The organism is Mesorhizobium xinjiangense (genome assembly GCF_009749525.1).
Taxonomy (GTDB): Bacteria; Pseudomonadota; Alphaproteobacteria; order Rhizobiales; family Rhizobiaceae; genus Mangrovimarina; species Mangrovimarina xinjiangensis.
On record NZ_WOAC01000001.1, the window covers coordinates 69,341 to 95,117 of the forward strand.

Here is a 25,777-nt window from a genome sequence, read left to right on the forward strand (position 1 = left end):
GAAACGAACCACTAGAACCTTTCGCGACACGATTGAAGCGCTGTATTGATCGAGCGCCATATCAAGCTTGAAGCCCGCAGATGCGGCAGTGCCATGGAAATTCATCCCATAATAACCATATTGGGGTGGAATTGGCGGACAGTGAGGCTCGATCAATACCGCCGTGGCCCCAAGTGCCATTCCGGTTGTCGGACTGGCCTGTCGCTGTCAGATGGATACGATGACGACCAGTACCACAACCGGCCTGCCCCGACCCGAACCCGCGCGGCGCGCGGCACCGCAAGAGCGTTCGCCCGATGCCCGGCGCGGCGAGGACGCCTTCGTGCGCGCGCAGCGCCATTCGATCCAGGTGCGGATGGTGAAGTTCGCATTGCCGGTTCTGGCTATCGCGCTGGCGGCGTTCTTCGCCGGCTATTCCTGGCTCAAATCGCCGCCCACGCTCGACATCGAAGTCGACGGCACGGCGTTGCAGGACGGCAAGCTGGTCATGGCCAATCCGACGCTCGACGGTTTCGGCAAGGATGATCTTCCCTATTCGATGACCGCGGCACGCGCGCTCCAGGATCTGAGCGACACCAGCGCCATCCAGCTCGAGGACATCAGCGCCAGGCTGCCGCTCAGCGCGGAGAATTTCGCCACCATCGGCGCCAAGGCGGGCATCTACGACAACGAGAAGAATACGCTCGAGATTACCACCCCTTTGACGGTCGAGACCGACGATGGGATGAGCATCACCATGCAATCGGCCTTCATCGATATTGCCAATGGGGAGTTGAAATCCAACGAACCTATCGACATAAGATTGGATGGGTCGCAAATCGAGGCGGACACATTCCGTGTTCGTGACCGCGGAAAGGTCTTCATTTTCGAAGACCGGGTGAGGATGCAGATCGACCCGAAGAAGCTGAGGGCACCGGATGGGCAAAGCGGAGGGGCCGATGGCGGTAATTGAACGGAGCGGTCCGGCGTGGGGGCTGCTCGCGCTGGCCTTTTGCGTCATCGCCGTGCCCGCATTGGCCCAGGACGCCAGTTCGACCCGGCAGACCGGCCTCAAGCTCGACGGCGACGAGCCGATCCAGATCGAAAGCGACAAGCTCGAAGTGCAGGATGCCGAGAGCAAGGCCATCTTCACCGGCAACGTCAATGTCGTGCAGGGCCCGACCCTGATGAAATCGGGACGGATGGTCGTTCACTATTCGCGTGAATCCGACGAGGCGGAAACCACGGCCGGCCCGACCGGCGCGTCGAACATCGAACGGATCGAGGTCGTCGACGACGTTTATGTGAAATCGGAATCTCAGGTCGCCACGGCGGACAAGGCCACCTTCGACATGAAATCGGAAGTCCTCGTGATGACCGGCAAGGAGGTGGTGCTGACGGATGGCGGCAACGTCATCGTGGGCTGCAAACTCACCGTGCAGATGACGACGGGCGAAGCCAAGCTCGACGGATGCCCGACACCCGGCAAGGCAAGCGGGCGGGTCAAGATGCTTCTGCAGCCCGGCACTCAAGACCAGTAGAGGCCAGTTTTGACATTCCTGGCGGGCCTCCTGGGTCGAAACAAGACTCCAGACAATTCGTTACGCTCCAAAAAGGACCGGGCACGGCTCAAGGGCACGCTGATCGCCCGCGGGCTGTCGAAGAGCTATCGCGGGCGCGCCGTCGTCAGCGGCGTGTCAATCGGCGTGCGGGCCGGCGAGGCGGTGGGCCTGCTCGGCCCCAACGGCGCGGGCAAGACCACCTGCTTCTACATGGTGACGGGTCTCGTGCCCGTCGATGAAGGCACGATCGAGATCGACGGCTTCAACGTGACGACGATGCCGATGTATCGGCGGGCACGGCTCGGCATCGGCTACCTGCCCCAGGAGGCCTCGATTTTCCGCGGCCTGACCGTGGAGGCCAACATTCGCGCCGTACTGGAGGTGGTCGAGGGCAACCGCGCCAAGCGCGAGGCCAAGCTCGACGAACTGCTCGAAGAGTTTCACATCCCGCATCTGCGCAAGACGCCGGCCATAGCGCTGTCGGGCGGCGAACGCCGGAGGCTCGAGATCGCCCGCGCGCTGGCGTCCAATCCAAGCTTCATGCTGCTCGACGAGCCCTTCGCCGGCATCGACCCGATTGCCGTTTCCGACATCCAGCAACTGGTGCGCCACCTGACGGCGCGCGGCATCGGCGTCCTGATCACCGATCACAATGTGCGTGAAACGCTCGGCCTCATCGACCGGGCCTATATCCTGCATGCCGGCCAGGTTCTCACCCATGGCCGTCCCGCCGACATCATCTCCAATCCCGACGTGCGCCGACTGTATCTGGGCGAGCAGTTTTCGCTCTGACCGCATGCCAGCCGGGCGATTTCGCCGGCGGATTAAGGTCTCGACAACGCAAAATCGGCACCTTTTGCTTGACAAGCAAAAGCCGGGCCAGTTTCTAATGCCGGCGACGAACAGCGCGCGACGGGTGGGTCCAAGCGTGCGTTTTGGTGGGGAAACAGGTTCAAGAGATGGCGCTTGCTGCCAAACTCCAACTGCGCCAGGCGCAGTCTCTGGTTATGACGCCGCAACTGATGCAGTCGATCCGGCTGCTGCAGTTCACGCATGCGGAGCTCGAGCGCTTCATCGACGAGGAAATCGAGCGCAATCCGCTCCTGGAACGCGACGGCGGACAGGACGATGCCTTCCACGGCGAGGAAGCCGCGCCACCGGACGGCGCGAAGAGCGAGACGGGCGAGGAGGGCGAATGGTTCCGTGACGATCTCGACGGCGCCGCGAAAGTCGCCAGCCAGTTCGATTCATCGCTGGAAAATGTCTTTCCCGACGATCCCGGCATCCGCGAAGCCATCGCTCCGCAGCTCGCCGCCAATTGGAAATCGGGCAACCCGGTTGTCGAGGGCGGCGAAGGCTTCGACCTGGAAGACGTGACGGCAGCCGCGGCGACGTTGCGCGATCACGTCGCCGAGCAGATATCCTTTTGCCTGCATCAGCCGGGCGACCGCATGATCGCCGTCGAACTGGCCGATGCGCTCGACGAATCGGGCTATCTGCAGATCGAGTTCGACGAGTTGACGAATCGGCTGTCCGTCGAACGCGCGCGGATCACCGCGGTGCTCAAGACCTGCCGGACCTTCGATCCGCCGGGGATCTTCGCGCGCGACCTGTCGGAATGTCTGGCCCTGCAACTGGCGCGCAAGGACAGGTTCGACCCGGCCATGGCGGCCCTGATCGCCAATCTCGACCTCCTGGCACGGCGCGACTTCCAGGCGCTGAAGAAGATTTGCGGCGTGGCCGAGGACGATCTTCTCGACATGCTGGCCGAGATCAAGGCCCTGGACCCCAAACCGGGTGCGGCGTTTGTCACCTCCGGCATGGAAACGATCGTCCCCGACGTGGTCGTTCAGCCGGCCCCCGACGGCACTTGGACGGTCGAACTCAACCCGGCATCACTGCCGCGCGTTCTCGTCAACCAGACCTATTTTGCCCATGTGTCGGGACATGCCAGGGATGCCGGGGAACGGCAGTTCCTGAGCGACTGCCTGCAGAGCGCCAACTGGCTTACCCGCAGCCTCGACCAGCGCGCGCGCACCATATTGAAGGTGACATCGGAGATCGTACGCCAGCAGGACGCTTTCCTGACCAGCGGTGTGGAGCATTTGCGCCCGCTCAATCTGCGCATGGTCGCCGACGCCATCCAGATGCACGAATCCACCGTCAGCCGGGTGACGGCCAACAAATACGTGCAGACGCCGCGCGGGCTGTTCGAGCTGCGCTATTTCTTCACCGCCTCGCTCGGTTCGGCCATGGGCGGCGAGGCGCATTCGGCGGAAGCCGTGCGTCATCGCATCCGCCAGATGATCGAGGAGGAGACCGCCGCCGAAATCCTGTCGGACGACGCGATTGTGGATATCCTGAGGAAAACCGGGATCGACATCGCCCGCCGCACGGTGGCAAAATACCGCGAAGGCATGAGTATCCCGTCCTCCGTGCAACGGCGCCGCGAGAAGCGCGCCTTGGCCACTGCCGGTCGCTGATCAGCCCCAGGGATGGGCCGCATCGGCGCAGATGCGGCGTTTGCACGCAAGATCGCGGCTTTGATTGACAAAGCGGAACGGACTGACTAGAAGCCCGCCACCCGGCTCAGGGGTCCAGGATTTGGCGCGGCCATGCAGATCAAGCGGCGCGTCACGCGGCCTTGACCGAAAATGGCGCGCAGAAATTGGCCGAGAGCTTGTGTGCGGCTGCCACGGGTATAAACTCGACAAGCTTTGGAAGTCTGGACAAGAAAGGTCGTTTTCACATGGGCCTGCGTATTTCCGGAAAACAGATGGAAGTTGGCGATGCTTTCAGGGATCGCATCGATTCGAGAATCGGAGAGGCCGTCGGGAAATATTTCGATGGTGGTTTTTCGGGGCGTGTGACTGTCGAGAAGGAAGGGTCGCGCTTCAGCGCGGACTGCACAATCCATCTCGATACCGGCATGACCCTGCAGGCGGAGGGGCGCGCCCAGGATCCGCAGCTTGCGTTCGACGGCGCGGCCGAGCGGATCGAAAAGCGCCTGCGTCGCTACAAGAGGCGATTGAAGGCGCATCCGGCCGCGCCTGACAATGGCGCCTGGGCCGACATCTCGTATCGGGTCATGGCACCGGTCGCCGACGAGGACGAAGTGCCGGACGACTTCGCGCCCGCCGTCGTGGCCGAATCCTCGATGACGCTGAAGACAATGTCGGTGGCTTCGGCGGTGATCGAACTCGACACCAAGGACAGTCCGGTCTACGTGTTCCGCAATGCGGGCAACGACTCGGTCAACATCGTCTACCGCAGGTCCGACGGCAATATCGGATGGATCGATCCGTCGACGGTCGCCGCCTACGGTCAGGCCTAGTGGAACGAATTTGACATTCTCGATGTCGACCCCGAGATCGAATGTCGAATTCAAAAGTTCCGCTAGAATCATAAAGTTGCTGGTGGTTCTTTTGTTTCCAACATTTGCCCTCAAGGCCGATATAAATGGGATGCAAATGTTGGAAACGAACCACTAGCCGCAAGCGATTTGCCCCGCGACGGTGCGGCCAATACGGCTGCAGGCGGCGAGGCGGAAGAAGGAACGCGAGGAAATGGATCTGAGCGATCTCATCGAGGTCTCGGCTATCATGCCGGCCTTGAAGGCGAATTCCAAGAAGCAGCTGTTGCAGTTGCTGGCTGAAAAAGCGGCCGGCATCACGGGCATCCCCGAGCGCGAGATCTTCGACACGATCCTGCAGCGCGAACGGCTGGGCTCCACCGGCGTCGGCAACGGCATTGCTATTCCGCATGGCAAGCTGCCCGGCGTGAAGAACATTACCGGCGTGTTCGCACGGCTCGAGACGCCGGTCGAATTCGAAGCCCTGGACGACCAGCCGGTCGATCTCGTCTTTCTGCTGATTGCGCCGGAGGGAGCGGGGGCCGATCACCTCAAGGCACTGTCCCGCATCGCACGGGTGCTGCGCGACGCCGACACGGTCGACAAGATCCGCGGCACCAAGGATGCGGCCGCGATCCACCAGTTTCTCTCCTCCACACAGGCGTCTCACGCGGCGTGATCCGCTGACGCCCGCCTTGGGCGGACGCATTGCCGCATCTGTCGTTCATGGCATGCGTCATTCCGGGCAAATGGAGCGAAGCGGAAAGAAGATCAGAATCCGTTCCGTGGCCTTGGCGCGCATTTGCTTCAAACGGAAACGTTTGAAGCAAAGATATGTGCGCCAGATCACTATGCTGGAGCATGTACCGCTTAAACGATTCCGTTTGAGCGGTACATTTTCTAGTGGATGCTGACGGGCGTCAGATCGTTCTGCATGGCCCCGGCCAGTGCGCTGTCATGCGCGTCGGTGAGCAGGATCGGCTGGCCGTTGGCGCCGAACACGGCCCACAGCTCAAGCCCCGGCGCCATCTCGGGCAGATTGGGGTAGCGCCCGCGCAGGTCGTCGCTCGACACCTTCTTCAGATAGGCCACCGCGCCCTCGCCCAGATGGGCGAACTGCGCTTCCGTCATGATATTCTTGGCTTCGTTCTCAGTCATCTTCAGCCTCCATCTCGAGGGCCGCCGTCAGCCTGTCTTGCCGCATTCGTGCGACGCCAGGTGTTTCCGCCTGACTGCAAATGCTCTGGCCAACCCTTCTTGAGAGCTTTCGCGGTTCGGTTCAGTCGTTGACCGCAATGTCAATTTTCCGCACCACGCGATCCGGTTCCGGCCGATCGAGATCGATGGCCAGCAATCCATTGCGCAGCGCGGCGCCTGTCACCCGCATTCCGTCGGCCAGCACGAAGGCGCGTTGGAATTGTCGCGCCGCGATACCGCGGTGCAGATATTCGCGCTCCGTATCGTCGGTCTGCCTGCCGCGGACGACGAGCTGGTTTTCCTCGATGGCGACCTCGAGGTCGCTTTCGCCGAATCCGGCCACGGCCAGTGTGATGCGCAGGCGGTGGCCGCCTTCTTCGCTGCGCAAACGCTCGATATTGTAGGGCGGGTAGCCGTCGCCGGATTTGGCGACGCGTTCGAGCGTCTTTTCCATCGTCTCGAATCCCAATAGAAGCGGACTCGAGAAAGGGGTCATGCGCGTCATGTCGTTGTCCTCAAAGAGCGACGTGGATTGCGGAAAAACCCGAATGGCATTTCTCCGCATGGCTCTGATATGGTCGGGGACCGGAGCAAATTCAAGTCATTACTGGAGCATCGCATGGCGGCTGTCCGCAAGATCATCATCGACACGGATCCGGGGCAGGACGACGCCGTGGCGATCCTTCTCGCACTCGCAAGTCCCGAGTTCGACATCCTCGGAATCACCGCCGTTGCCGGCAATGTGCCGCTGACGCTGACGTCGAAAAACGCGCTGAAGATCTGCGAACTGGCCGGCAAGCGCGACACGCGGGTCTTTGCCGGCGCCAGCCGCCCGCTCATGCGCACGCTGGTGACGGCGGAGGAAGTGCACGGCAAGACGGGGCTCGACGGACCGGACCTGCCCGAACCGACGATGAAGCTGGAAGCGCAGCATGCGGTCGACTTCATCGTCGACACGCTGATGGGTGAGGAACCGGACACGGTGACGCTGTGCCCGCTCGGACCGCTGACCAATGTCGCCCTGGCCCTCATTCGCGAACCGCGCATTGCGCCGCGCATCAAGGAGATCGTGCTGATGGGCGGCGGCTTCTTCGAAGGGGGCAACGTGACGCCGGCGGCCGAATTCAACATCTTTGTCGATCCGCATGCCGCCGATGTCGTCCTGAGGGCCGGCATTCCGGTCGTCATGATGCCGCTCGACGTCACCCACAAGGCGCTGACGACGGCCAGGCGCGTCGAGCGCTTCCGGTCCATGGGAACGGCCGTCGGAACGGCGACGGCCGAACTGCTCGATTTCTTCGAGCGCTTCGACGAGCAGAAATACGGCACCGACGGGGGTCCGCTGCACGATCCCTGCGTCATCGCCTACCTGATCCGGCCGGAACTGTTTTCAGGCCGCCAATGCAATGTCAGCGTGGAGACGATGTCGGAACTCACCATGGGCATGACGGTCATCGACTGGTGGGGGGTGAGCGACCGGCCGAAGAACGCCCTGGTCATGCGCGATATCGATCACGAAGGCTTCTTCGACCTCCTGAGCGAACGGCTGGCACGCCTGTAGCGGTCTCTCCTGCGGGCATGGCCCGGCGCCGTCATCTGGCGCGCGAAAAGGCGAGCCAAAGGCCGCCGCCGATCAGGAAGGATCCGCTGATGCGCGCAAGAAGCCGGATTCGCCGTGTCGACAGTGCGCGGCCGGCGCGCCCGGCGGCGACGGCATAGACCGAATCCGACATTGCCGCGACGGCCAGCGCCGTGGCGCCCATAATGAGGATCTGCGGCGCATAATCGCGTCCCGGATCGATGAACTGCGGAATAAAGGCGCCGAAGAACACCAGGGTCTTGGGGTTGCTCATCGCGACCAGGAAGCCTTGCAGCACGAAGCCCCCGTGAGGTGTGCGCGGCGGCGCGCCGGGGGCCGTCATGCCGCCCGAGCGGATCATCTGCCAGCCCAGATAGATGAGATAGGCCGCCCCCAGCCATCGCAGCACCTCGAACCAGTGACCCATCAATGCAATTGCCTGGTTGAGCCCGATGCCGACGATGGCGATCATCAAGGCCATGCCCGCCTGCGTTCCGGCGACATTGAGCAGACCGGCCCGTGTGCCGTGGCGCATGCTCGACGCGATGATGAGGGTAACGGTCGGGCCGGGAACGAGGACGACGATCGTGCAGGCAAGCAGATAGGCAAGGAAGATGTCGGGCGACATGAGCGGCTCCTTTGCGCGCGTTTGCTTCAAACGAAAAGTTTGAAGCAAAGATATGCGCGCCAGGTCAATATGCTGGAACATGTACCTTTCGCTCAAACGATTCCGTTTGAGCGGGACATGTTCCAAATTTGACAGGTCTCAGAGCCGCACATTGCCGCCGCCGCGTCAAGGCGCATGGTGTCAGGCGAAGACGGCATCCACCTCCCGGCGGCGCGGGATCGACGGCTGCGCCCCCGGCTTCAGACAGGCAAGCGCGCCGGCGGTGGCCGCACGCTGCAGCGCCGCCTCGAGCCCCATGCCCTCGGCAAGGGCAGCGCCCAGATAGCCGCAAAACGTGTCGCCGGCGCCGACCGTGTCGATGGCGGTGATCTTCATTGCCGGGATTTCATGGAACCGGGACGGCGTGGCGGCCATGACGCCCTCGGCGCCCAGCGTGACGACGATGGCGCGTCCGGTCGCCGAAGCAAAGGCGCGCACCCGCTCCTGCCGGTTCTGCCCGTCGAGCGCCAGAACCTGCGCATAGAGGTCGAACTCGGTCTCGTTGGCGATCACATAGTCGGCGCGTTCGAGAAACGGCGCCGCCTCCTCGCGGAACGGCGCGGTGTTGAGCAGGGAGACGGCATGGGCCTCGCGCGCGGCCTCCAGGGCGGCGGCGACGGTTTCGAGCGGAACCTCGTGCTGCAGCAGGAGATGGTCGCCGGCGCCGAGTTGCTGATCGTCGAGCGATGCGGGAGAGACCGCCGCATTGGCGCCCGGCACCACGGCGATCATGTTCTCGCCACCCGGCCCGACGAGGATCAGCGCCGTACCGGTGGGCACGTCGACCGCGCGCACCGCCGATACCTCGACGCCGTCCTGCTTGAGCAGGGCCAGCGCCTGATCGGCGAAGGGATCGCGGCCCACCGCGCCGACCATGCGAACCTTCGCGCCGGCGCGCACAGCCGCCAGCGCCTGGTTGGCGCCCTTGCCGCCGGGTGCAGTCTCGAAGCTGGTTCCGGGCACCGTCTCGCCCGCGCCGGGCAGGCGGTCGACGGACGCAATCAGGTCGAGATTGATGGAGCCGATGACGGTGATCAAGGCGTGCCTCCCCAGGAATTGGGGAGGCAGGCTAGAGCAATTCCAGGAGAAGTGGAAGTCGGTTCTCCGTCCGGAATTGCGTCGAATCAAAGGGTAGATTGACGAACCGATTCCGCGAAGCGGTGAACCGATCTTGTGGAACGAATTTGACATTCGATACCCACTCGATGTCGCTCCAGAGAGCGAATGTCAAATTCAAATGTTCCACTAGTATCATAGGCTTGCTAGTTGTTCAGCGGCGAAACCGGAACGGTTTTCGTGTGGCTCGGTCAGGCGCCGGTGTGGCCCGCTTCCCAGCCGAGAATGGCGCGCTTGCGCGTCAGGCCCCAATGATAGCCGGTGAGCGCGCCGGACTTGCCGAGGGCGCGGTGGCACGGCACGACGAAGGACAGAGGATTGGCGCCCACCGCCGCACCGACGGCGCGGCTGGCCTTCGGTTGGCCGATCTGCGAGGCGATCTCGGAATAGGTGCGCGCCCGGCCCATCGGGATCTTCAGCAGCGCGTCCCAGACACGCAGCTGGAAGTCGGTGCCGATCATGACGACGCGCAGCGGCTCGTCCTGGCGCCAGCGTGCCGGGTCGAAAATGCGCGCGGCATAGGGCGCGGTGGCCGCCATGTCCTCGACATAGGCGGCATTCGGCCAGCGGCTCGCCATGTCGTCGAGTGCCGCTCGTTCTCCGCCCGCATCGGCAAAGGCGAGACCGGCCAGCCCGCGATCGGTGACCATCACCAGGGCGATACCGAAGGGAGAGATATGAAACCCGTAGCGGATCGTGAGGCCCGCGCCGCGCGTCTTGTAGTCGCCCGGCGACATCGCCTCGTGGGTGACGAAAAGATCGTGCAGCCGGCCCGGCCCCGACATGCCGAGTTCCAGGGCGGTCTCCAGAAGCGGCATTCCGCCGTCGAGCAGCCGACGCGCATGGTCGAGCGTGACGGCCTGCAGGAACGCCTTTGGCGACAGGCCGGCCCAGCGGGTGAAGAGCTTCTGCAGCCCCGTCGGCGTCTCACCGACATCGGCGGCTATCTCCTCCAGCGTGGGCTGGTCGCGATAGTCCAGGCTGATCTTCTCGATCACCCGGCGCACGATCTCGTAGTCCTCGCCGACCGGCGTGATGTCGTTTTGAAGGATTGCTGTCTGTGCGTTCATGGTCGTGTCTCCTGGACCGCCGTGCGTCCCTTCGGACGCACAAAGGACGCTCTACCACTTTGAATTGGCGCATCGTGCTTTCCGAACATCGATCCCGATTTTTCGGGCCGATGCGCTTGACCGCGAATATCGTACACGCGCATCGCACTCTCCACCCGAAACTTGCACAAAGGCGCCGCCTTGATTGCACGTCGCCTTGATTGCTTATATGACAGTGTCATATAAGGCTTCAGGACATTCGGCAAAGGTTCGATCAATGCGCGCCAGCAAGCCCATTACGGTTACACTCGGACATCAGCAGAAAGCCGTTGATGAGCGCCTCTCCTCCGGCCGCTACGCTTCGGCCAGCGAGGTGCTTCGAGCAGCCCTGCGCTCGCTTGAGCGCGAGGAACAGGCGCTTGATATGCTGATGCGGGCGAAGATCGCCGAAGCGCTCGCGGATTCGCGGCCGGACGTTCCGTCCGACGACGTCTTTGCAAGACTGCGCCAGCGCGGCGGCGCCCGTTGAGCGACTACAAGATCCAGCATGTCGTATTCACGCCGCTGGCCGAATACGATCTCAGCCAGATCCACGATTACATCGCCGGCAACAGTGCGCCACGCATAGCGGCGGCGTTCATCGACCGCATCGAATCGGCCTGCGCAGCACTGGCGGAATTTCCCATGCGTGGTGTCGCGCGGGACGATCTGGCGCCCGGAATAAGGACAACCAATGTAGAAGGGCGCACACTCATCGCCTATCGCATCGAGGGACACACGCTGCGCATCATTCGGATATTCTACGCCGGGCGCGATTTCGAGGCCGAACTGTCGGAGCCCTGAGAATTATCGCCCCTTGGCCGTTGCCAGGGCGTTGCCAAAGGCGGAGGCGAAGCTCTCGCGGTCGTCCGGATTGAGAAAGGCGCCGATGCCGACGCTGCGGCCCTGGCCTTCCACCTGCATGGCCGTAATGCCGATCTCGACGTGGCGGGCGACATTGAAGCGGGTCCAGAACGGGTTGAAGCGATGCTCTTCGACCTTGCCCGAGGGCGCCGTCTTGCGGATGTCGAGCCGGGTGCGCGATACCGACACCTCCTCGCATTGACGCGCGGCGCGGTAATTGAGGCGGAAGGCGACATAGATCGCCAGCACATCGAGACCGAAGAAGCCGAAGACCGGCCAGGCGCCGATCGACAGGAAATAGGCACCGATCGCCAGCCAGCCAAACAGCAGAATCGCCATAAGCACGGCGAAGCCGCGGCGGCCCAGCGAGCGATGCGGGGTCAGCAAGGCCCGGAAGATCGGCTCGTCTGTCGCGTTTGTTTCGCTCATGCGAACGATTATAGAGGGCACATGGAAAAGCCCAAGATCAAAATTGCCGCAACGCCGAAGCCGCGCATGCCGCGCGCCAGACGAACGGCCCGCTCGCTCTACACGCCCGACGAGGTGCGCGAGATCTTCCGCCGCTTCGCGATCCAGCGCCCCGAACCGAAGGGCGAGCTGGAGCACGTCAACGCGTTCACCCTGCTGGTCGCCGTGGTCCTTTCGGCGCAGGCGACCGACGCCGGCGTCAACAAGGCGACGCGGCCGCTCTTTGCCGTCGCCGACACGCCGGAGACGATGCTGGCGCTGGGCGAGGAAAAGGTCGCCACCCATATCCGCACCATCGGTTTGTGGCGCAACAAGGGCAAGAACGTCATCGCCCTGTCCGAAGCGCTGATCCGCGACCATGGCGGGGTGGTGCCCGATGATCGGGACGCCCTGACGAAACTGCCCGGAGTCGGACGCAAGACGGCCAATGTCGTGCTCAACATGGCCTTCGGCCGGCCGACCATGGCCGTAGACACGCATATTTTCCGCATCGCGAACCGGATCGGCCTGGCGCCGGGAAAGACGCCGGAGGCCGTGGAAGCGCATCTTTTGAAGGTGATACCGCCGGACTATATGCGCCATGCCCATCACTGGCTGATCCTGCATGGGCGCTATGTCTGCAAGGCGCGCAAGCCCGATTGCGCGCGCTGCATCATCGCCGATATCTGCAAATGGCCCGAAAAGACCTCGCAAACCGCCGCACCGCTCGTCGAGATCGCCCGACGGGGCATATGAGCAGCCGCGCAAAGGCGACAAATCCCCGAATTTGTTGCCGCGATTGCACATTTGGCGCCGCAAGGGGGTGTCAATTGCCGCTCACATGCACTAGGTAAAGCGAAGCAGGGACGGTCGGTCGGGCCGTCCGGGAAAACCGCGTGCGGCCCCTTTTGCGCAATTCACGCCCGTCATTGCACGAGCTTTGCGCCGTTTCTCGATGTCAGCGCATTCCGCGCGCGCCGTATGGGCGCGAATGGCGGCGCATCATGCGGGTCGCCTTGCACAGAAAGAAGGAAGACCATTGCAGGTACTTGTTCGTGACAACAATGTCGATCAGGCACTCAAGGTGCTGAAGAAGAAGATGCAGCGCGAAGGCATCTTCCGTGAAATGAAATCCCGCAAAGCCTACGAAAAGCCCTCGCAGAAGCGCGCCCGCGAGAAGGCCGAGGCTGTCCGTCGCTCGCGCAAGGCGCAGCGCAAGCTGGCACAGCGCGAAGGGCTGATCGCCGGTCCCCGCAAGAAGCCGCGCCCGGCAACGGCACGCAGGCCCGCCCCCGCCCAGGCACAGACCCAGCAGGCGACGTAGCAGCCCGCGCCCGCGAATCAGCATCACTATTTCGCGCCGCTCGCCCCTGTGGCGAGCGTCCGCGGGCGGCGCAGTCGCGAAATCTTTGGAGCGTTGGCGCCCTTGTTCGAGACGCTTACGAAGCCTTCTTGGCCGAGCGCACGAGACGCGGCTTTCCCTCGCCGGCCTGGCGCCCATAGCTTGTCATGAAATCGACGATGCGCGGGACGATCTCGGCCCGGAAGCGCGAGCCGTTGAAGACGCCGTAGTGGCCGACGGCGGGCTGCATGTAGTGGACGCGGCTGTCGGCGGGGATGTTGACGCACAGATCATGCGCGGCCCGGGTCTGCCCGAGGCCGGAAATGTCGTCGTTCTCGCCCTCCACCGTCATCAGCGCGACATTGCGGATCGCCGTCAGGTCGACCGGCTCGCCCCGGTGCTGCATCTCGCCCTTGGGCAGCGCGTGACGGATGAAGACCGTGTCGACCGTCTGCAGATAGAACTCCGCCGTCAGATCCATCACGGCCAGATACTCGTCATAGAAGTCGCGATGCTTCTCGGCCGAATCGCCGTCGTTCTTCACCAGATGCATGAAGAAGTCCTTGTGGGCGATGATGTGCCGATCGAGATTCATGCTCATGAAGCCCGAAAGCTGGAGGAATCCCGGATAGACATCGCGCATGAAACCGGGATTGGGCCACGGCACCTGCATGACGGCATTGTCGCGGAACCAGTCGAGGTCCCTTTCCTCTGCCAGCTTGTTGACGGCCGTCGGATTGATGCGCGTATCGATCGGGCCGCCCATCAGGGTCATCGTCGAAGGCGCGTGGCGGTCGCCGCGCTGCTCCATGACGGCGATCGCCGCGAGCACCGGCACCGCGGGCTGGCACACGCCCATGACATGCGTGTCCGGTCCCAGGGCGTGGAACATGTCGATGACATAGTCGACATAATCGTCGAGATCGAAATGGCCATCGGAGAGCGGCACCATGCGGGCATCGGCCCAGTCGGTGATATAGACGTCGGCATGCGGCAGCATGGCTTCCACCGTGCCGCGCAGCAGCGTCGCATAGTGGCCGGACAACGGCGCAACGATGAGCAGTTTCGGGTCGGGCTTGCGTGTGGCCGGCAAATCCCGCTCGAAATGGATGAGCCTGCAGAAGGGACGCGACCACTCCACGTGCTCGCTAACCTCGACTTCCTTCCAGTCGACGGTCGTCGTGCCAAGACCGAATTCCGGCTTGCCGTAGCGCCGCGTCACGCGCTCGAACAGCTCGGCCGCCGCCGCCGTGGAACGGCCCAACGGCGTGTGCGAAAGCGGATTGAGCGGATTGCCGCAGAACAACCGCGTCGCATCGGCATAGGTGCGCCACGGCTGCACGGCGGCATGTCCCCATTCGTAGAACTGGTAGAACATTCGGTCTGCTTTCCGTCCGCAACCGCATCCAAAAGCCACGGACTCACGCGTTTAAATTGTTATGGGAAATGACGGTAGCACCGTTTTGCTGCAATGCAATAGGCGGCGGATTCGTCACAACGCACGCGTCATGAGAACGCGAACGGTAGCATCGGTCGCGACAGAACTCTCCCCTTGGCGCGAGAATCGCGGCCGGCGCCTCTTGCGAGGGCCGGTGATTCAGGCGCCGTAGGGAACCCAGATCGTCTTGATCTGCGTGGCGTGATCCATCCAGTCACGTCCGCGGGCCGCGGCATCGTCCGACCAGTCGATCGCCAGCCCATCGTTGGTCCAGACCTGCTTCAGATTGCCGGCCGAGAGAGCCTCGACCTTTGCCGCGCCGTCCGCCGGGCCGTGATACCACAAGCCGTCAACCTCATCGTGTTCGGCCAGGGTCTGCGCCAGAACATCGCGGTCGCCGGTTACCAGATTGACCACGCCGGCCGGCAGGTCGGACGTGTCGAAGAGCTGGTAGAGCGGCTGGGCGATCAGGGCACGTGCGGGCGAGGGAACGGCAACCACACGATTTCCCGTCGCGATCAACGGCAGGACGAGCGAAATCAATCCCAGCAACGGCGCCTCGTCGGGCGCCAGCACGCCGACCACGCCAAGCGGCTCCTTCAGCGAAAGCGTCAGGTGGCGCGGCTTCGTCGCATGAATGGCGCCGTCATCCTTGTCGGCAAGACCGGCATAGTAGAAGCAGCGCTCCAGCGATTGCCGCACTTCGGCCGCGGCCTGCGATTTGGAGGCGCCGGTCATCTGCTGCACGACCGTCGCCAGCTCTTCCGACCGGCTCGAGAGGTTCTCCGCCAGATAGAACAGGACCTGCGCCCTGCCGTGGGCGTTGGCGGCCCACGCCTTGGTCTTGACCGCGGCCTCGACGGCATTGCGAATATCCTTGCGCCCCGAAACGGGTGCAAGGCCAAGCACGGCCCCCTTCGGATCGCTGATCGCGTAGCTTGACCCGCCATCCGGCCGTGCCTGCTTGCCGCCGATGTAGTTCTTCATGGTCCGGTCGATCGACGTCGGTTCCGTCCCGCTCCTATGAGGGGCCGGCGAGAAATCGACCTCGACAGGCTTGTAAGTAGTGCGGCGCTTGTTTGTTGTCCGACGCAGATAGCCAGCCATGCCCTCGCGCGCGCCTTCGCGGCCATAGCCGCTTTCCTTCATCCCGCCGAAGGGGGCATTGGCGTCAAACATGTTGGTGGCGTTGATCCACACCACGCCCGCCTCGACCCTGGCGGCGAGTTCCGTGGCGGCGTTGATGTTTTCCGACCAGATCGATGCCGAAAGCCCGTAACCGGTGTTGTTGGCCAACTGCACGGCCTCGTCGACGGTACGGAAAGTGGTGGTGACGGCGATCGGACCGAATATTTCGACCTGGGAAACCGTTGCCGAAGGCTCGGCATCGGCAAAAAGCCCCGGCGCAATATAGTGTCCCCTGGCAGGCAGCGGGCAAGAGGACTTCTCCAGCTTGTAGCCTTCGGCCTCGGCGCCTTGCAGCAGACCTTCGATCCGTGCCTTCTGGCCGGCCGAAACGATGGCCCCGATGTCGGTGGTCTTGTCCAGGGGATCGCCGATGCGCAGACGATTCATCCGCGTCCTGAGCTTGTCGAGGAACCGCTCCGCGATCCCTTCCTGGATCAGGAGCCGCGATCCGGCACAGCAGACTTCGCCCTGGTTGAACCACACACCATCGACGACGCCTTCGACGGCCGCATCCAGATCGGCATCGGCACAGACGATGAAGGGTGACTTGCCGCCCAGCTCAAGGGAAAGCTTCTTTCCCGATCCGGCCGTTGCGCGGCGGATCTCGCGGCCAACCGCCGTCGATCCGGTGAAGGCGATCTTGGCGATATCGGGATGGCGCACGATCGTCGCGCCGGTTTCGCCTCCGCCGTGAACGATGTTGACGACTCCCTTGGGCAGGCCGATCTCGACGAGCAGTTCGGCAAAGGCGATCGCGGTCAGGGGCGTGAGATCGGCCGGCTTGAGCACGACGGTGTTGCCCGCGGCCAGGGCCGGGGCGATCTTCCAGGCGAGCATCAGCAGGGGAAAGTTCCAGGGTATGATCTGTCCGCACACCCCGAGCGGTTCTTGACCAGCGAATTCCGTTTCGCTGGCCGCGGCCCAACCCGCATGATGATAGAAGTGCCGGATCGCCAGGGGGATGTCGGCATTGCGGCTTTCACGGATCGGCTTGCCGTTGTCCAGGCTCTCCAGGACCGAGAAGAGGCGTTCGCGCTTTTGCAACTGGCGGGCAATTGCGTAGAGATAGCGGCTTCGCTCGAAGCCCGACAGCTTCGACCAGCGCGGGAACGCCTTGCCGGCCGCGGTAACCGCTGCATCGATCTCGGCTTTTCCGGCGGCCGGGATGCGCGCCAGAATCTCGCCATTGGCCGGGTTCTCGACCGCGATCGACGCGGCATCCATGCCGGTGAAGCTGCCGTCGACGAAATGGCCGAAGACACGATCATGCTCGTCCAGCCAGGCCAGTGCATTTGTCGCGGCCTCGGGTGCCGGACCGTAATCCATGGTTTCCATGATGTCCTTGATGCTCATCTGATGGGGCCTCAGCTCATGGCGTGGTGGTCGGCGCTGGCATAGCGGTCGGTAACGTGGTGTTCGAGCTGGCGCTCGATATCGGCGAGCATCGACGAAGCGCCGATGCGGAACAGGTTCGGCTTCAGCCAGGGGGCGCCAAGCTCCTCCTTCATCAGCGCGAGCCAGGCGAGCGCGTCCTTGGCCGTGCGCAGCCCGCCGGCCGGCTTGAACCCGATACGATGGCCCGTCCGTTCGCCAAAGTCGCGCAAGGCGCGGATCATGGTCAGCGAGACGGGCAGGGTGGCGTTTTCGGTCTCCTTTCCGGTCGAGGTCTTGATGAAGTCCGCCCCGGCCTGCATGGCGACCATCGAGGCGCGGTAGACATTTGTCAGCGTTCCCAGTTCACCGGTCGCCAGAATGGCCTTCATGTGTGCCTCGCCGCAGGCCTCGCGCATGGCGCCGATTTCGTCATGCAGGGCCTGCCAGTTTCCCAGCAGCACATGCTCGCGCGTGATGACGATGTCGATCTCGTCCGCCCCCTGCTCGACGGCGTAGCGAATTTCGGCGAGCCGCTGCGGAAGAGGCGTAAGCCCGGCGGGAAAACCGGTTGCGACCGAAGCGACGGGAATGCCGGAGCCCTCCAGCGCCTTGACGGCATGGGGAACCATTGTCGGATAGACACAGACCGCGCCGGTCGCAATGCCGGCATCGCCCAGACCCATCGTCTCGACAAGATCCTGCCGGACCGGTTGGCGCGCCTTGGCGCACAGTCGACGCACGCGGCCCGGCGTATCGTCGCCGGCCAGCGTGGTCAGATCAATGCACTGGATTGCGCGCAGGAGCCACGCCGCCTGATGCTCCTTCTTGACCGTCCGTCCGGTCGCAATCATTGCGGCACGGCGTTCGGCTGCCGTTCGATTGATCTGCACATCCTCGAACCAGTCACGCTGCAGCGTGCCGTGAGGATTGCGTTCGTGAGGGTCTGTCATGGTCTGGCCCTTCAGGCAGAAGCGGATATCGTCTCGCAGAAGATGTCGAATTCTTCCGCCGACGCATAGGATTTCTGGATGCCTCGCCGGCCGACTGAATGCGCGGCATAGCGGGCGGCACGGTTCAGCGCCTCTTCGGTATCGCCGGTCGCGGCAAGAAAATGCGCAAAGGAACCGATGAACGCGTCGCCCGCCCCTGTCGTGTCCACCGGCTTGACGCGAACCGGCTCGATCGCGGCATTGTGCCCGGCACGGCGACATCGCGCCGACAAGCGGTCAGCAGTCAAAACCTTCCACGATGGTCATTTCGGCGTCGGCGACGGTGAGCCGGATCGCCTTGGCGGCCTGGTATTCCGGTGAAGCGTAGCAATTCTTAGCCGCCTCAAAAGACGGGAACTCGATGACCACGTTGCGGCCGCGTCCCGTCCCTTCCATCGCCTCATAGGGCCCGCCGCGGGCGAGGAACTTCGCCCCAAACCTTTCAAATGCGGGCTTGGCGGTCGCCACGTAATCCTTGTAGCGCTCCGGATCACGCACATCGACATGGGCGATCCAATAGGCTTTCGGCATTATTCCCTCCCTGTCATACTTCAGGCCGAGGCCATCTCGGCCAGGATGGACTGCGCCGCCTGCCGCCGGTCGGGCGCGGCAACGATGGGCCGGGCGACGACAAGATGGCTTGCGCCCATGCGGATCGCATCGGCCGGCGTGACGACGCGTTTCTGGTCGCCATGCGCGGCGCCCGCGGGCCGGATGCCTGGGGTGACGACCGCCATGTCGGGGCCCACGATCGCGCGCACCGCCTGTGCCTCGCTCGCCGCGCACACCACGCCGCCCATGCCGGCCGCACGGGCCTGTTCGGCCCGGCGCGCAACAAGCGTGGCCGGATCGCAGGCATAACCGGCCTCATGAAGATCGGCTTCGTCCATCGAGGTCAGGACACTCACGCCGAGGAGGCAAAGGTCGCTGCCCTTGGCGCCCTCGACAGCCGCCCGCATCGCCTTGGGATAGGCATGGACGGTGAGCATCGTCACGCCCATGGCCGCGACGCTTTCGACGCCTTGGGCCACGGTATTGTCGATGTCGAGCAGTTTCATGTCGAGGAAGACCTGCTTGCCGTCCTCGACCAGCTCGCGCGCGAAGTCGAGCCCGCCGGCAAAGGCGAGCCTGTAGCCGATCTTGTAGAAGCCGACGACGCCGTCGAGCTCGCGCACGGCCTTTGCCGCCTCCTGCACATTCGGCAGGTCGAGACCGACGATAAGACGATCGTCCATCGTCATGGCTCCACCCGCACCGAGAGCATGCGCGATCGCTCGATCAGCGTCGCGCAGACATTGCGCATCATGGATTGCAAGCGCTCCTCTTTCAGATTGCCGTCGATGTCGAAGGCCTGCGAGGCGCGCGCGACCGAACATTGCGGCGTAATGACCTCGACGCGGCAGTTCATGAGCACCGAACGCAGATGATAAAGCCCCCGCGCGCCGGCGAAATTGCCGTCGGAAGAGGAGCAAAGCGCGGCCACCTTGCCTTCATAAGGCTTGAAGGTTCGCCCGCCATCCTTGCGAATGCGGCTCACCCAGTCGAGCGTGTTCTTCAAAAGCGGCGGGATCGAAGAGTTGTATTCCGGGCTGGCGATCAGGATGCCGTCATGCGCAGCGAAGATGCGCCCGAGCTTCATGGCATTTTCCGGAATGCCATGCTCTTTCTCCAGATCCTCGTCCATGATCGGCAGCGGATAGTCGGCCAGCGAGATGCGCGTCACCTCGGCACCCTGCACGGCCAGTTCCTTCATCGCCGCGTCGGCCGTCTGGATGCTGTAGGCCCCGGTGCGGATCGACCCTGCAAATACGAGTATCTTGGGAATCATGCGCTGCCCGTCATTCGGTTCGTCCAGATCGGTATAGGCGATAAACCGGGCAAATCAAATCCGTCGGATCGATGAGCCGTCTCCCGCACCCGGCTCGGGTTTGCACCCTCGCCACCCTCTCCCCGGCGGGGAGAGGAGGTCAAGCACCCCTATCCCGCCTTCTCTTCTCCCATTGGGGAGAAGGTGGCCGAGCGTCGCGAGGCCGTATTAGGGGTTGCCACGTCGTGAACGAAATCCCCGCAACTGGAACATGTCCCGCTCAAACGGAATCGTTTGAGCGAAAGGTACATGTTCCAGCATATTGATCTGGCACGCATATCTTTGCTTCAAACGTTCCCGTTTGAAGCGAACGCGCGCTAGGCCTGCAAGGGACGGCGATAGACCCAGAGCTGCGCCGGAGGCAGGTTGCGCACGATGAAATCGTAATGCTCGACCGTATAGTTGCCGCGCTTGGGCGGAACGGGCGAAAGCGGTCCGTAGGTGATCTGCATGATCGGCCGGCCGCGCGGAATGAGGTCGAGCAGCTGCTCGACGAACTGGACACGCTTGGCGGTCGGAAAATTCAAGAGCGGAACGCCCGAGACGACGCTGTCGAAACGTATGCCGGGATAGGCTTCCAAGGTATGCTCGAGATCGAACGCGTCGCCCTTGATGACACGAACCTCGGGGAAGCGCTGGCGCAGATGGGCGACGAAATCTTCCGCGTACTCGATCGAGAAGAGGTTTTCCGGCCTTACGCCGCGCTGCAGGATCGCCTTCGTAATGACGCCCGTGCCCGCGCCAAGCTCAAGCACCGGCAGGCCGGAGGAGGCATCGACGACCGAAGCCATGCGGCGCGCCGTCACGGAGCTGGTCGGCATGACCGCGCCAACGGCCTTCGGCTTGTCGATCCAGCCCTTGAAGAAGCGGATTTCCTCGTCGAACCTTTCCGCCAGCGCCTTGCGCATCCCGGTTGTGCTCATCCTTCACTCTCCATTCCTGCGGCCGCAGGCGGCGGCCAATTGCCGGAAGTCCAATCATCACCGCATCTGCAACAAGCAGCGCCGAGCCTCCTTTACACAGGAAAGAGCGGCGAGGCTACTTTCCGGAGGAATCGAAAAACTCCTTCATGCGGCTGAAGAAGCCGCTCGATTGCGGGCTGTTTTCCTTCGATGACAGTGTGTCGAACTCCTCGAGCAGTTCGCGCTGCCGCCGGGTGAGATTTTGCGGCGTCTCGACGGCCACCTGGATGTAGAGATCGCCGACGGCCGGTTGGCGCAGCACCGGCATGCCCTTGCCCTTGAGGCGGAACTGCCGCCCGTTCTGCGTTCCTTCGGGAATCTTGACACGGGTCTGCGTGCCGTCGAGCGTCGCCACCTCGAAGTCGCTGCCGAGGGCGGCCGCGGTCATCGAGATCGGCGCCCGGCAATAAAGATCGGCGCCGTCGCGCTGGAACAATTCGTGCGGGGCGACCGACAGGAAGATGTAGAGGTCGCCCGACGGGCCGCCGCGCATGCCGGCTTCACCCTCGCCGGTCAGGCGAATGCGGGTGCCGTCATCGATGCCGGCGGGGATGTTGACCGACAGCGAGCGCTCCTCGGTCACCCGTCCCTGGCCGGAACATTTGGCGCACGGATCCTGGATCGTCTGGCCGCGGCCATGGCAGGTCGGGCAGGCGCGCTCGATGGAAAAGAAGCCCTGGGCGGCGCGCACGCGGCCCGCGCCATGACAGGTGGTGCATGTGACCGGCGACGTGCCGGGCTTGGCGCCCGAACCGGCGCATTCGTCACACGTGACCGAGGTCGGCACGTGGATCTGCGCGGTCTTGCCCGCATAGGCCTCTTCGAGGCTGATCTCCATATTGTAGCGAAGGTCGGCGCCACGATCGCGCCCGCCGGGGCCGCGGCGGCGGGCGCCGCCCATCATCTCGCCGAAAATGTCCTCGAAAATATCGGCAAATCCGCCCGCACCGCCAAATCCGGCGCCGCCGCCCATGCCGCCGTTTTCGAACGCGGCGTGACCGAAACGGTCGTAGGCGGCCCGCTTTTGCGGGTCCTTCAGCGTTTCATAGGCCTCGTTGATCTCCTTGAAGCGCTGCTCGGCAGCCTCGTCGCCGGGATTGCGATCGGGATGGAACTGCATGGCCAGCTTGCGGTAGGCGCTTTTGAGCTCCTTATCGTCCGCGGCCTTCGCAACGCCCAGTGTCTCGTAGAAATCGGCCTTCATGGTGCTCCGCAATAGTCTCTATGCCGGTCGAACGGATTGACACGTCCGTTTGCCCGAAACTGCTCCCGATTTAGTAAAGTCGCGCCGGCAATGCCATAGGCTGATCGGATAAGGTGGCACAAATTGCGCCCAATCCGGCGCATTTCGGGTGATTCTCGCTCCCCAAGACGGCACAGCCCGGCGCCAATCAGAAAAAGCCCGGCGCTGCGGCCGGGCTTTTTCGTCGGTTTCGTCCTGATCAGGCCGACTTTTTCTTGTCGTCGTCGTCGATCTCTTCGAAATCGGCGTCAACGACGTCCTCGCCCGACTTTTCCGCGTCAGCCTTGGCGTCGGCCTCGGCGGCCTCCGCCTGGCTGGCTTCGTAGATGGCCTGGCCAAGCTTCATCGACGCCTCGGCGAGAGCGTTGCTCTTGGAGGTAATCTCCTGGGCATCCTCGCCTTCCGTCGCCGTCCTGAGTGCCGCGACCGCGTCCTCGATCGCCTTGCGATCGTCCTCGGAGACCTTGTCGCCATGCTCGCCGAGCGACTTCTCGGTGGAATGGAGGAGCGCTTCGGCCTGGTTCTTCGCCTCGACGAGGCCACGGCGCTTCTTGTCGGTCTCGGCGTTGACCTCGGCGTCCTGGACCATCTTCTCGATCTCGTCGTCGGACAGACCGCCCGATGCCTGGATGCGGATCTGATGCTCCTTGCCGGTGCCCTTGTCCTTGGCCGAGACGTTGACGATGCCGTTGGCGTCGATGTCGAACGTCACCTCGATCTGCGGCACGCCGCGCGGCGCGGGCGGAATGCCGACAAGGTCGAACTGCCCGAGCAGCTTGTTGTCGGCCGCCATTTCGCGCTCGCCCTGGAACACCCGGATGGTCACCGCCGACTGGTTGTCCTCGGCCGTCGAGAAGGTCTGGCCCTTCTTGGTCGGGATCGTCGTGTTGCGGTCAATCAGGCGGGTGAACACGCCGCCCAGCGTCTCGATGCCGAGCGAAAGCGGGGTCACGTCAAGCAGCAGCACGTCCTTGACGTCGCCCTGCAGGACGCCGGCCTGGATGGCCGCACCCATGGCGACCACCTCATCGGGGTTGACGCCCTTGTGCGGGTCCTTGCCGAAGAACTGCTTCACCGTCTCCTGGATCTTCGGCATGCGCGTCATGCCGCCGACAAGAACGACCTCATCAATCTCGCCGGCCTTGACGCCAGCATCCTTGAGCGCCGCCTTACAGGGGTTGATCGTGCGCTGGACCAGCTCTTCGACGAGGCTCTCGAACTTGGCCCGCGTCAATTTCATGGTCAGGTGCTTCGGACCGGTCTGGTCGGCGGTGATGAAAGGCAGGTTGATCTCGGTCTGCGAAGCCGAGGACAGCTCGATCTTGGCCTTTTCCGCGGCCTCCTTGAGGCGCTGCAGAGCAAGCTTGTCGTTCTTCAGGTCGATGCCCTGTTCCTTCTTGAACTCATCGGCGAGATAGCCGACCAGGCGCATGTCGAAATCTTCGCCGCCGAGGAAAGTGTCGCCATTGGTCGACTTCACCTCGAAGACGCCGTCGCCGATCTCGAGAATGGAAATATCGAACGTGCCGCCGCCCAGATCGAACACGGCGATCGTGCCGGCCTTCTTTTTATCGAGGCCGTAGGCAAGTGCGGCCGCGGTCGGCTCGTTGATGATGCGCAGGACCTCCATGCCGGCGATCTTGCCGGCATCCTTGGTCGCCTGGCGCTGGGCATCGTTAAAGTAGGCCGGAACGGTGATGACCGCCTTCTCGACCTTCTCGCCAAGATAGGATTCGGCGGTTTCCTTCATCTTCTGCAGCGTCATCGCCGAGATCTGCGAGGGCGAATATTTCTGGCCGTCGACCTCGACCCAGGCATCGCCATTGTCGGCCTTGGTGATCTTGTAGGGAACGAGCTTCTTATCCTTCTCGGTGACCGGATCGTCATAGCGCCGGCCGATAAGGCGCTTGACCGCAAAGATCGTGCCTTCGGGATTGGTCACCGCCTGGCGCTTCGCCGGCTGTCCGACAAGCCGCTCGCCGCCTTCGGCGAATGCGACGATGGACGGCGTGGTGCGCGCGCCTTCCGCATTCTCGATCACTTTCGCGTCCGTGCCGTCCATGACGGCGACGCAGGAATTCGTCGTTCCGAGGTCGATACCGATTACTTTCGCCATTTTGTCTCTCCGCTTAGCAGGCTGTCAGGACCCCTGAGGCATTCCAATGACAACCCCTGTTCATAAGAATTCGCTGCATGACCCGGCTGTTCGCCTGGCCGGCAGCGTTGCCGGGTATATAAGAACAGCTCTCGGCGCGCGCAAGCCGGACGATCACTCCAATGTGAAGCAATGCGGCACTGCGCATCCCTCCCGCAGAAGGGACTCGGCAAAGCCGTCCGGTCCTCCCATATTCGGGTCATGAACCAGACCGGATCGATCGACCTTCTCCAGCAACGGCGCAACCGGGCGCTCAACACCCTTCACACCTGGATGCTCGCCGGAGGGTGCCTCGTCCTGCTGGCCGCCTGCGCCTATGCCTTCGCCGGCGGCGTCGGCATCTTCTACGCCATCGCCATCGGTACAGCGTCCATGTGGTTCGCGCGCCGCGCCAGTCCGAACATCGTGCTGAGAATGTACAAGGCGCGGCCGGTGACACGGGCCCGGTTTCCCTTCGGCGTCGACCTGATGGAGGACCTCGCAGAGCGCGCCGGCCTGCCGGCCACGCCCGTTCTTCACGTCATACCCTCGCGCATGATGAACGCGTTTGCCGTCGGTCATGGAAACGACTCGGCCGTTGCCGTCACCGACGCGCTGGTGCGCCAACTCACCGCGCGCGAGTTTGCCGGGGTCGTCGCCCACGAGATCAGCCACATCGCCCATGGCGACGTGAACGTCATGGCCTTCGCCGACATGGTCTCGCGCTTCACCTCCTTCATGTCGACTGTGGGCTTGTTCTCGCTGACCCTCAACGTGCTCGGCCTGGCCGGCGGCTACGCGGCACAAATACCGTGGCTGGCGGTTGTTGTGCTGATCGCCTCGCCGACCATCGGCGGATTGCTTCAAATGGCGTTGTCGCGCACGCGCGAATTCGACGCCGATCTGGGCGCGGCCATGCTGACCGGCGACCCCGAGGGGCTGGCCATGGCGCTGCGCAAGCTCGAACGGGCGCAGGGGCGGCTTTGGGAATCGGTGGTCCTGCCGGGCGGGCGCATTCCCGATCCGTCGATCCTGCGCACCCATCCGCTGACCTCGGACCGCATCGAACGGCTGATGCAATTGCACGCGGCGCGCGACCTGCCGGAACCGCCCGTCGCCGTCGAGGCGGCCGGCCTGCCGCGGCACAGGCGCAGAAGCTTCATTCCGCGCGTCGGCGGGCGCGGGCCGACCGACTATCGGCGCATCGCTTCGCTGATGACGCCGCACCACGCTAAGGGAGACGCGGATCACCCGGCCTGCGAAAGCGGGCTGGCCGATCCAGACGGGCGGCCGCGCATCCGCATCCGCAATGGCGGCGTCTGGTGGTAGGCCGGCGCCCGCCCGAATTTCCCCGAACACATTTCCCCGACGGCTGGACAGATCGTCCGC

General features: G+C 63.6%; 27 protein-coding genes and 1 pseudogene. 12 read left to right on the forward strand and 16 right to left on the reverse strand.

Annotated elements, in window-relative coordinates:
- Nucleotides 1-391 precede the first annotated feature (391 nt).
- The 6 genes and pseudogenes from lptC to ptsN all read left to right on the forward strand — a co-directional run bounded on the left by lptC (nucleotide 392) and on the right by ptsN (nucleotide 5,572).
- Nucleotides 392-952, forward strand: coding sequence for an LPS export ABC transporter periplasmic protein LptC (gene lptC, locus GM909_RS00350; RefSeq protein WP_407941233.1), 561 nt, complete (start codon nucleotides 392-394; stop codon nucleotides 950-952).
- Nucleotides 939-1,520: an LptA/OstA family protein gene (locus GM909_RS00355; protein ID WP_157014211.1), complete on the forward strand. Its 582-nt coding sequence runs from the start codon at nucleotides 939-941 to the stop codon at nucleotides 1,518-1,520. The genes lptC and GM909_RS00355 overlap by 14 nt, the downstream gene beginning before the upstream one ends.
- Nucleotides 1,521-1,601: 81 nt before the next feature.
- Nucleotides 1,602-2,333, forward strand: a pseudogene (gene lptB, locus GM909_RS00360) (LPS export ABC transporter ATP-binding protein); the annotation flags it as partial.
- A 167-nt stretch (nucleotides 2,334-2,500) separates the two neighbouring features.
- The gene (rpoN, locus tag GM909_RS00365; protein WP_157014213.1) at nucleotides 2,501-4,024 is read left to right on the forward strand and encodes an RNA polymerase factor sigma-54; all 1,524 of its coding nucleotides are present in this window, start codon (nucleotides 2,501-2,503) and stop codon (nucleotides 4,022-4,024) included.
- A 266-nt stretch (nucleotides 4,025-4,290) separates the two neighbouring features.
- Nucleotides 4,291-4,875, forward strand: a complete 585-nt coding sequence (gene hpf, locus GM909_RS00370; protein WP_157014563.1) for a ribosome hibernation-promoting factor, HPF/YfiA family — start codon at nucleotides 4,291-4,293, stop codon at nucleotides 4,873-4,875.
- Between the two features lie 232 nt (nucleotides 4,876-5,107).
- Nucleotides 5,108-5,572 (forward strand): PTS IIA-like nitrogen regulatory protein PtsN, encoded by a 465-nt coding sequence (ptsN, locus tag GM909_RS00375; protein ID WP_157014214.1) that lies wholly within the window; start codon nucleotides 5,108-5,110, stop codon nucleotides 5,570-5,572.
- A gap of 221 nt (nucleotides 5,573-5,793) precedes the next feature.
- On the opposite strand, the gene GM909_RS00380 is transcribed toward ptsN, so the two are convergent.
- Both GM909_RS00380 and GM909_RS00385 read right to left on the reverse strand, forming a co-directional pair.
- Nucleotides 5,794-6,051, reverse strand: a complete 258-nt coding sequence (locus GM909_RS00380; RefSeq protein ID WP_198174066.1) for a BQ00720 family protein — start codon at nucleotides 6,049-6,051, stop codon at nucleotides 5,794-5,796.
- 121 nt (nucleotides 6,052-6,172) lie between these two features.
- Complete coding sequence (locus GM909_RS00385) at nucleotides 6,173-6,595, reverse strand: Hsp20 family protein (RefSeq protein WP_157014215.1); 423 nt, start codon at nucleotides 6,593-6,595, stop codon at nucleotides 6,173-6,175.
- 114 nt (nucleotides 6,596-6,709) lie between these two features.
- Between GM909_RS00385 and GM909_RS00390 the strand changes: the two genes are divergently transcribed.
- On the forward strand, nucleotides 6,710-7,651 hold the full coding sequence (locus GM909_RS00390) for a nucleoside hydrolase (protein ID WP_157014216.1): 942 nt from the start codon (nucleotides 6,710-6,712) through the stop codon (nucleotides 7,649-7,651).
- A 31-nt stretch (nucleotides 7,652-7,682) separates the two neighbouring features.
- Here the strand turns inward: GM909_RS00390 and GM909_RS00395 are convergent, their stop codons facing one another.
- From GM909_RS00395 to GM909_RS00405, 3 genes are all read right to left on the reverse strand, one after another.
- Entirely contained in the window at nucleotides 7,683-8,297 is a 615-nt protein-coding gene (locus GM909_RS00395; RefSeq protein WP_157014217.1) for a LysE family translocator, read from the reverse strand.
- 180 nt (nucleotides 8,298-8,477) lie between these two features.
- Entirely contained in the window at nucleotides 8,478-9,374 is an 897-nt protein-coding gene (locus GM909_RS00400) for a ribokinase (RefSeq protein ID WP_157014218.1), read from the reverse strand.
- Between the two features lie 269 nt (nucleotides 9,375-9,643).
- A complete protein-coding gene (locus GM909_RS00405) occupies nucleotides 9,644-10,522 on the reverse strand; it encodes a methylated-DNA--[protein]-cysteine S-methyltransferase (protein WP_157014219.1) in 879 nt (292 codons plus the stop codon).
- A 256-nt stretch (nucleotides 10,523-10,778) separates the two neighbouring features.
- Here GM909_RS00405 and GM909_RS00410 point away from each other — a divergent pair, with 256 nt between their 5' ends.
- Both GM909_RS00410 and GM909_RS00415 read left to right on the forward strand, forming a co-directional pair.
- Complete coding sequence (locus GM909_RS00410) at nucleotides 10,779-11,030, forward strand: type II toxin-antitoxin system ParD family antitoxin (RefSeq protein WP_157014220.1); 252 nt, start codon at nucleotides 10,779-10,781, stop codon at nucleotides 11,028-11,030.
- The gene (locus GM909_RS00415) at nucleotides 11,027-11,344 is read left to right on the forward strand and encodes a type II toxin-antitoxin system RelE/ParE family toxin (protein WP_235911528.1); all 318 of its coding nucleotides are present in this window, start codon (nucleotides 11,027-11,029) and stop codon (nucleotides 11,342-11,344) included. The genes GM909_RS00410 and GM909_RS00415 overlap by 4 nt, the downstream gene beginning before the upstream one ends.
- Nucleotides 11,345-11,347: 3 nt before the next feature.
- Here the strand turns inward: GM909_RS00415 and GM909_RS00420 are convergent, their stop codons facing one another.
- Entirely contained in the window at nucleotides 11,348-11,833 is a 486-nt protein-coding gene (locus tag GM909_RS00420) for a DUF2244 domain-containing protein (protein ID WP_157014221.1), read from the reverse strand.
- A gap of 21 nt (nucleotides 11,834-11,854) precedes the next feature.
- Between GM909_RS00420 and nth the strand changes: the two genes are divergently transcribed.
- The gene (gene nth, locus GM909_RS00425; protein ID WP_157014222.1) at nucleotides 11,855-12,607 is read left to right on the forward strand and encodes an endonuclease III; all 753 of its coding nucleotides are present in this window, start codon (nucleotides 11,855-11,857) and stop codon (nucleotides 12,605-12,607) included.
- 283 nt (nucleotides 12,608-12,890) lie between these two features.
- Complete coding sequence (gene rpsU / locus GM909_RS00430; protein ID WP_157014223.1) at nucleotides 12,891-13,175, forward strand: 30S ribosomal protein S21; 285 nt, start codon at nucleotides 12,891-12,893, stop codon at nucleotides 13,173-13,175.
- A gap of 115 nt (nucleotides 13,176-13,290) precedes the next feature.
- Here the strand turns inward: rpsU and GM909_RS00435 are convergent, their stop codons facing one another.
- The 10 genes from GM909_RS00435 to dnaK all read right to left on the reverse strand — a co-directional run bounded on the left by GM909_RS00435 (nucleotide 13,291) and on the right by dnaK (nucleotide 24,370).
- Complete coding sequence (locus GM909_RS00435; RefSeq protein ID WP_157014224.1) at nucleotides 13,291-14,571, reverse strand: polyhydroxyalkanoate depolymerase; 1,281 nt, start codon at nucleotides 14,569-14,571, stop codon at nucleotides 13,291-13,293.
- Nucleotides 14,572-14,790: 219 nt separating this feature from the next.
- Nucleotides 14,791-17,172 carry an aldehyde dehydrogenase family protein gene (locus tag GM909_RS00440; protein WP_157014225.1) on the reverse strand — a complete coding sequence of 794 codons (2,382 nt, stop codon included), beginning with the start codon at nucleotides 17,170-17,172 and terminating at the stop codon, nucleotides 14,791-14,793.
- Between the two features lie 11 nt (nucleotides 17,173-17,183).
- Entirely contained in the window at nucleotides 17,184-18,143 is a 960-nt protein-coding gene (deoC, locus tag GM909_RS00445) for a deoxyribose-phosphate aldolase (protein WP_157014226.1), read from the reverse strand.
- An 11-nt stretch (nucleotides 18,144-18,154) separates the two neighbouring features.
- Entirely contained in the window at nucleotides 18,155-18,430 is a 276-nt protein-coding gene (locus tag GM909_RS00450) for a PfkB family carbohydrate kinase (RefSeq protein ID WP_157014227.1), read from the reverse strand.
- On the reverse strand, nucleotides 18,420-18,713 hold the full coding sequence (locus GM909_RS00455) for a DUF1330 domain-containing protein (protein WP_157014228.1): 294 nt from the start codon (nucleotides 18,711-18,713) through the stop codon (nucleotides 18,420-18,422). Before GM909_RS00455 ends, GM909_RS00450 begins: the two co-directional genes overlap by 11 nt.
- A 20-nt stretch (nucleotides 18,714-18,733) precedes the next feature.
- A complete protein-coding gene (gene pyrF, locus GM909_RS00460) occupies nucleotides 18,734-19,423 on the reverse strand; it encodes an orotidine-5'-phosphate decarboxylase (protein WP_157014229.1) in 690 nt (229 codons plus the stop codon).
- Complete coding sequence (locus GM909_RS00465) at nucleotides 19,420-20,010, reverse strand: NADPH-dependent FMN reductase (protein ID WP_157014230.1); 591 nt, start codon at nucleotides 20,008-20,010, stop codon at nucleotides 19,420-19,422. The genes pyrF and GM909_RS00465 overlap by 4 nt, the downstream gene beginning before the upstream one ends.
- Nucleotides 20,011-20,366: 356 nt before the next feature.
- The gene (gene pmtA / locus GM909_RS00470) at nucleotides 20,367-20,972 is read right to left on the reverse strand and encodes a phospholipid N-methyltransferase PmtA (RefSeq protein ID WP_235911530.1); all 606 of its coding nucleotides are present in this window, start codon (nucleotides 20,970-20,972) and stop codon (nucleotides 20,367-20,369) included.
- A 115-nt stretch (nucleotides 20,973-21,087) separates the two neighbouring features.
- Nucleotides 21,088-22,215, reverse strand: a complete 1,128-nt coding sequence (dnaJ, locus tag GM909_RS00475; protein ID WP_157014231.1) for a molecular chaperone DnaJ — start codon at nucleotides 22,213-22,215, stop codon at nucleotides 21,088-21,090.
- A 238-nt stretch (nucleotides 22,216-22,453) separates the two neighbouring features.
- Nucleotides 22,454-24,370 (reverse strand): molecular chaperone DnaK, encoded by a 1,917-nt coding sequence (gene dnaK / locus GM909_RS00480; protein ID WP_157014232.1) that lies wholly within the window; start codon nucleotides 24,368-24,370, stop codon nucleotides 22,454-22,456.
- 240 nt (nucleotides 24,371-24,610) lie between these two features.
- Between dnaK and GM909_RS00485 the strand changes: the two genes are divergently transcribed.
- The gene (locus tag GM909_RS00485) at nucleotides 24,611-25,717 is read left to right on the forward strand and encodes a zinc metalloprotease HtpX (RefSeq protein WP_157014233.1); all 1,107 of its coding nucleotides are present in this window, start codon (nucleotides 24,611-24,613) and stop codon (nucleotides 25,715-25,717) included.
- The last annotated feature ends 60 nt before the right edge of the window (nucleotides 25,718-25,777 follow it).

Coding starts and splice junctions, on each gene's coding strand:
- GM909_RS00440 (WP_157014225.1), bottom strand. CDS start 17,172: ATGAGCATCAAGGACATCATGGAAACCATGGATTACGGTCCGGCACCC.
- GM909_RS00405 (WP_157014219.1), bottom strand. CDS start 10,522: ATGAACGCACAGACAGCAATCCTTCAAAACGACATCACGCCGGTCGGC.
- GM909_RS00380 (WP_198174066.1), bottom strand. CDS start 6,051: ATGACTGAGAACGAAGCCAAGAATATCATGACGGAAGCGCAGTTCGCC.
- hpf (WP_157014563.1), top strand. CDS start 4,291: ATGGGCCTGCGTATTTCCGGAAAACAGATGGAAGTTGGCGATGCTTTC.
- nth (WP_157014222.1), top strand. CDS start 11,855: ATGGAAAAGCCCAAGATCAAAATTGCCGCAACGCCGAAGCCGCGCATG.
- deoC (WP_157014226.1), bottom strand. CDS start 18,143: ATGACAGACCCTCACGAACGCAATCCTCACGGCACGCTGCAGCGTGAC.
- GM909_RS00410 (WP_157014220.1), top strand. CDS start 10,779: ATGCGCGCCAGCAAGCCCATTACGGTTACACTCGGACATCAGCAGAAA.
- dnaK (WP_157014232.1), bottom strand. CDS start 24,370: ATGGCGAAAGTAATCGGTATCGACCTCGGAACGACGAATTCCTGCGTC.
- GM909_RS00355 (WP_157014211.1), top strand. CDS start 939: ATGGCGGTAATTGAACGGAGCGGTCCGGCGTGGGGGCTGCTCGCGCTG.
- GM909_RS00390 (WP_157014216.1), top strand. CDS start 6,710: ATGGCGGCTGTCCGCAAGATCATCATCGACACGGATCCGGGGCAGGAC.
- pmtA (WP_235911530.1), bottom strand. CDS start 20,972: ATGAGCACAACCGGGATGCGCAAGGCGCTGGCGGAAAGGTTCGACGAG.
- rpoN (WP_157014213.1), top strand. CDS start 2,501: ATGGCGCTTGCTGCCAAACTCCAACTGCGCCAGGCGCAGTCTCTGGTT.
- GM909_RS00455 (WP_157014228.1), bottom strand. CDS start 18,713: ATGCCGAAAGCCTATTGGATCGCCCATGTCGATGTGCGTGATCCGGAG.
- pyrF (WP_157014229.1), bottom strand. CDS start 19,423: ATGACGATGGACGATCGTCTTATCGTCGGTCTCGACCTGCCGAATGTG.
- GM909_RS00465 (WP_157014230.1), bottom strand. CDS start 20,010: ATGATTCCCAAGATACTCGTATTTGCAGGGTCGATCCGCACCGGGGCC.
- GM909_RS00485 (WP_157014233.1), top strand. CDS start 24,611: ATGAACCAGACCGGATCGATCGACCTTCTCCAGCAACGGCGCAACCGG.
- ptsN (WP_157014214.1), top strand. CDS start 5,108: ATGGATCTGAGCGATCTCATCGAGGTCTCGGCTATCATGCCGGCCTTG.
- GM909_RS00395 (WP_157014217.1), bottom strand. CDS start 8,297: ATGTCGCCCGACATCTTCCTTGCCTATCTGCTTGCCTGCACGATCGTC.
- GM909_RS00435 (WP_157014224.1), bottom strand. CDS start 14,571: ATGTTCTACCAGTTCTACGAATGGGGACATGCCGCCGTGCAGCCGTGG.
- GM909_RS00420 (WP_157014221.1), bottom strand. CDS start 11,833: ATGAGCGAAACAAACGCGACAGACGAGCCGATCTTCCGGGCCTTGCTG.
- GM909_RS00385 (WP_157014215.1), bottom strand. CDS start 6,595: ATGACGCGCATGACCCCTTTCTCGAGTCCGCTTCTATTGGGATTCGAG.
- dnaJ (WP_157014231.1), bottom strand. CDS start 22,215: ATGAAGGCCGATTTCTACGAGACACTGGGCGTTGCGAAGGCCGCGGAC.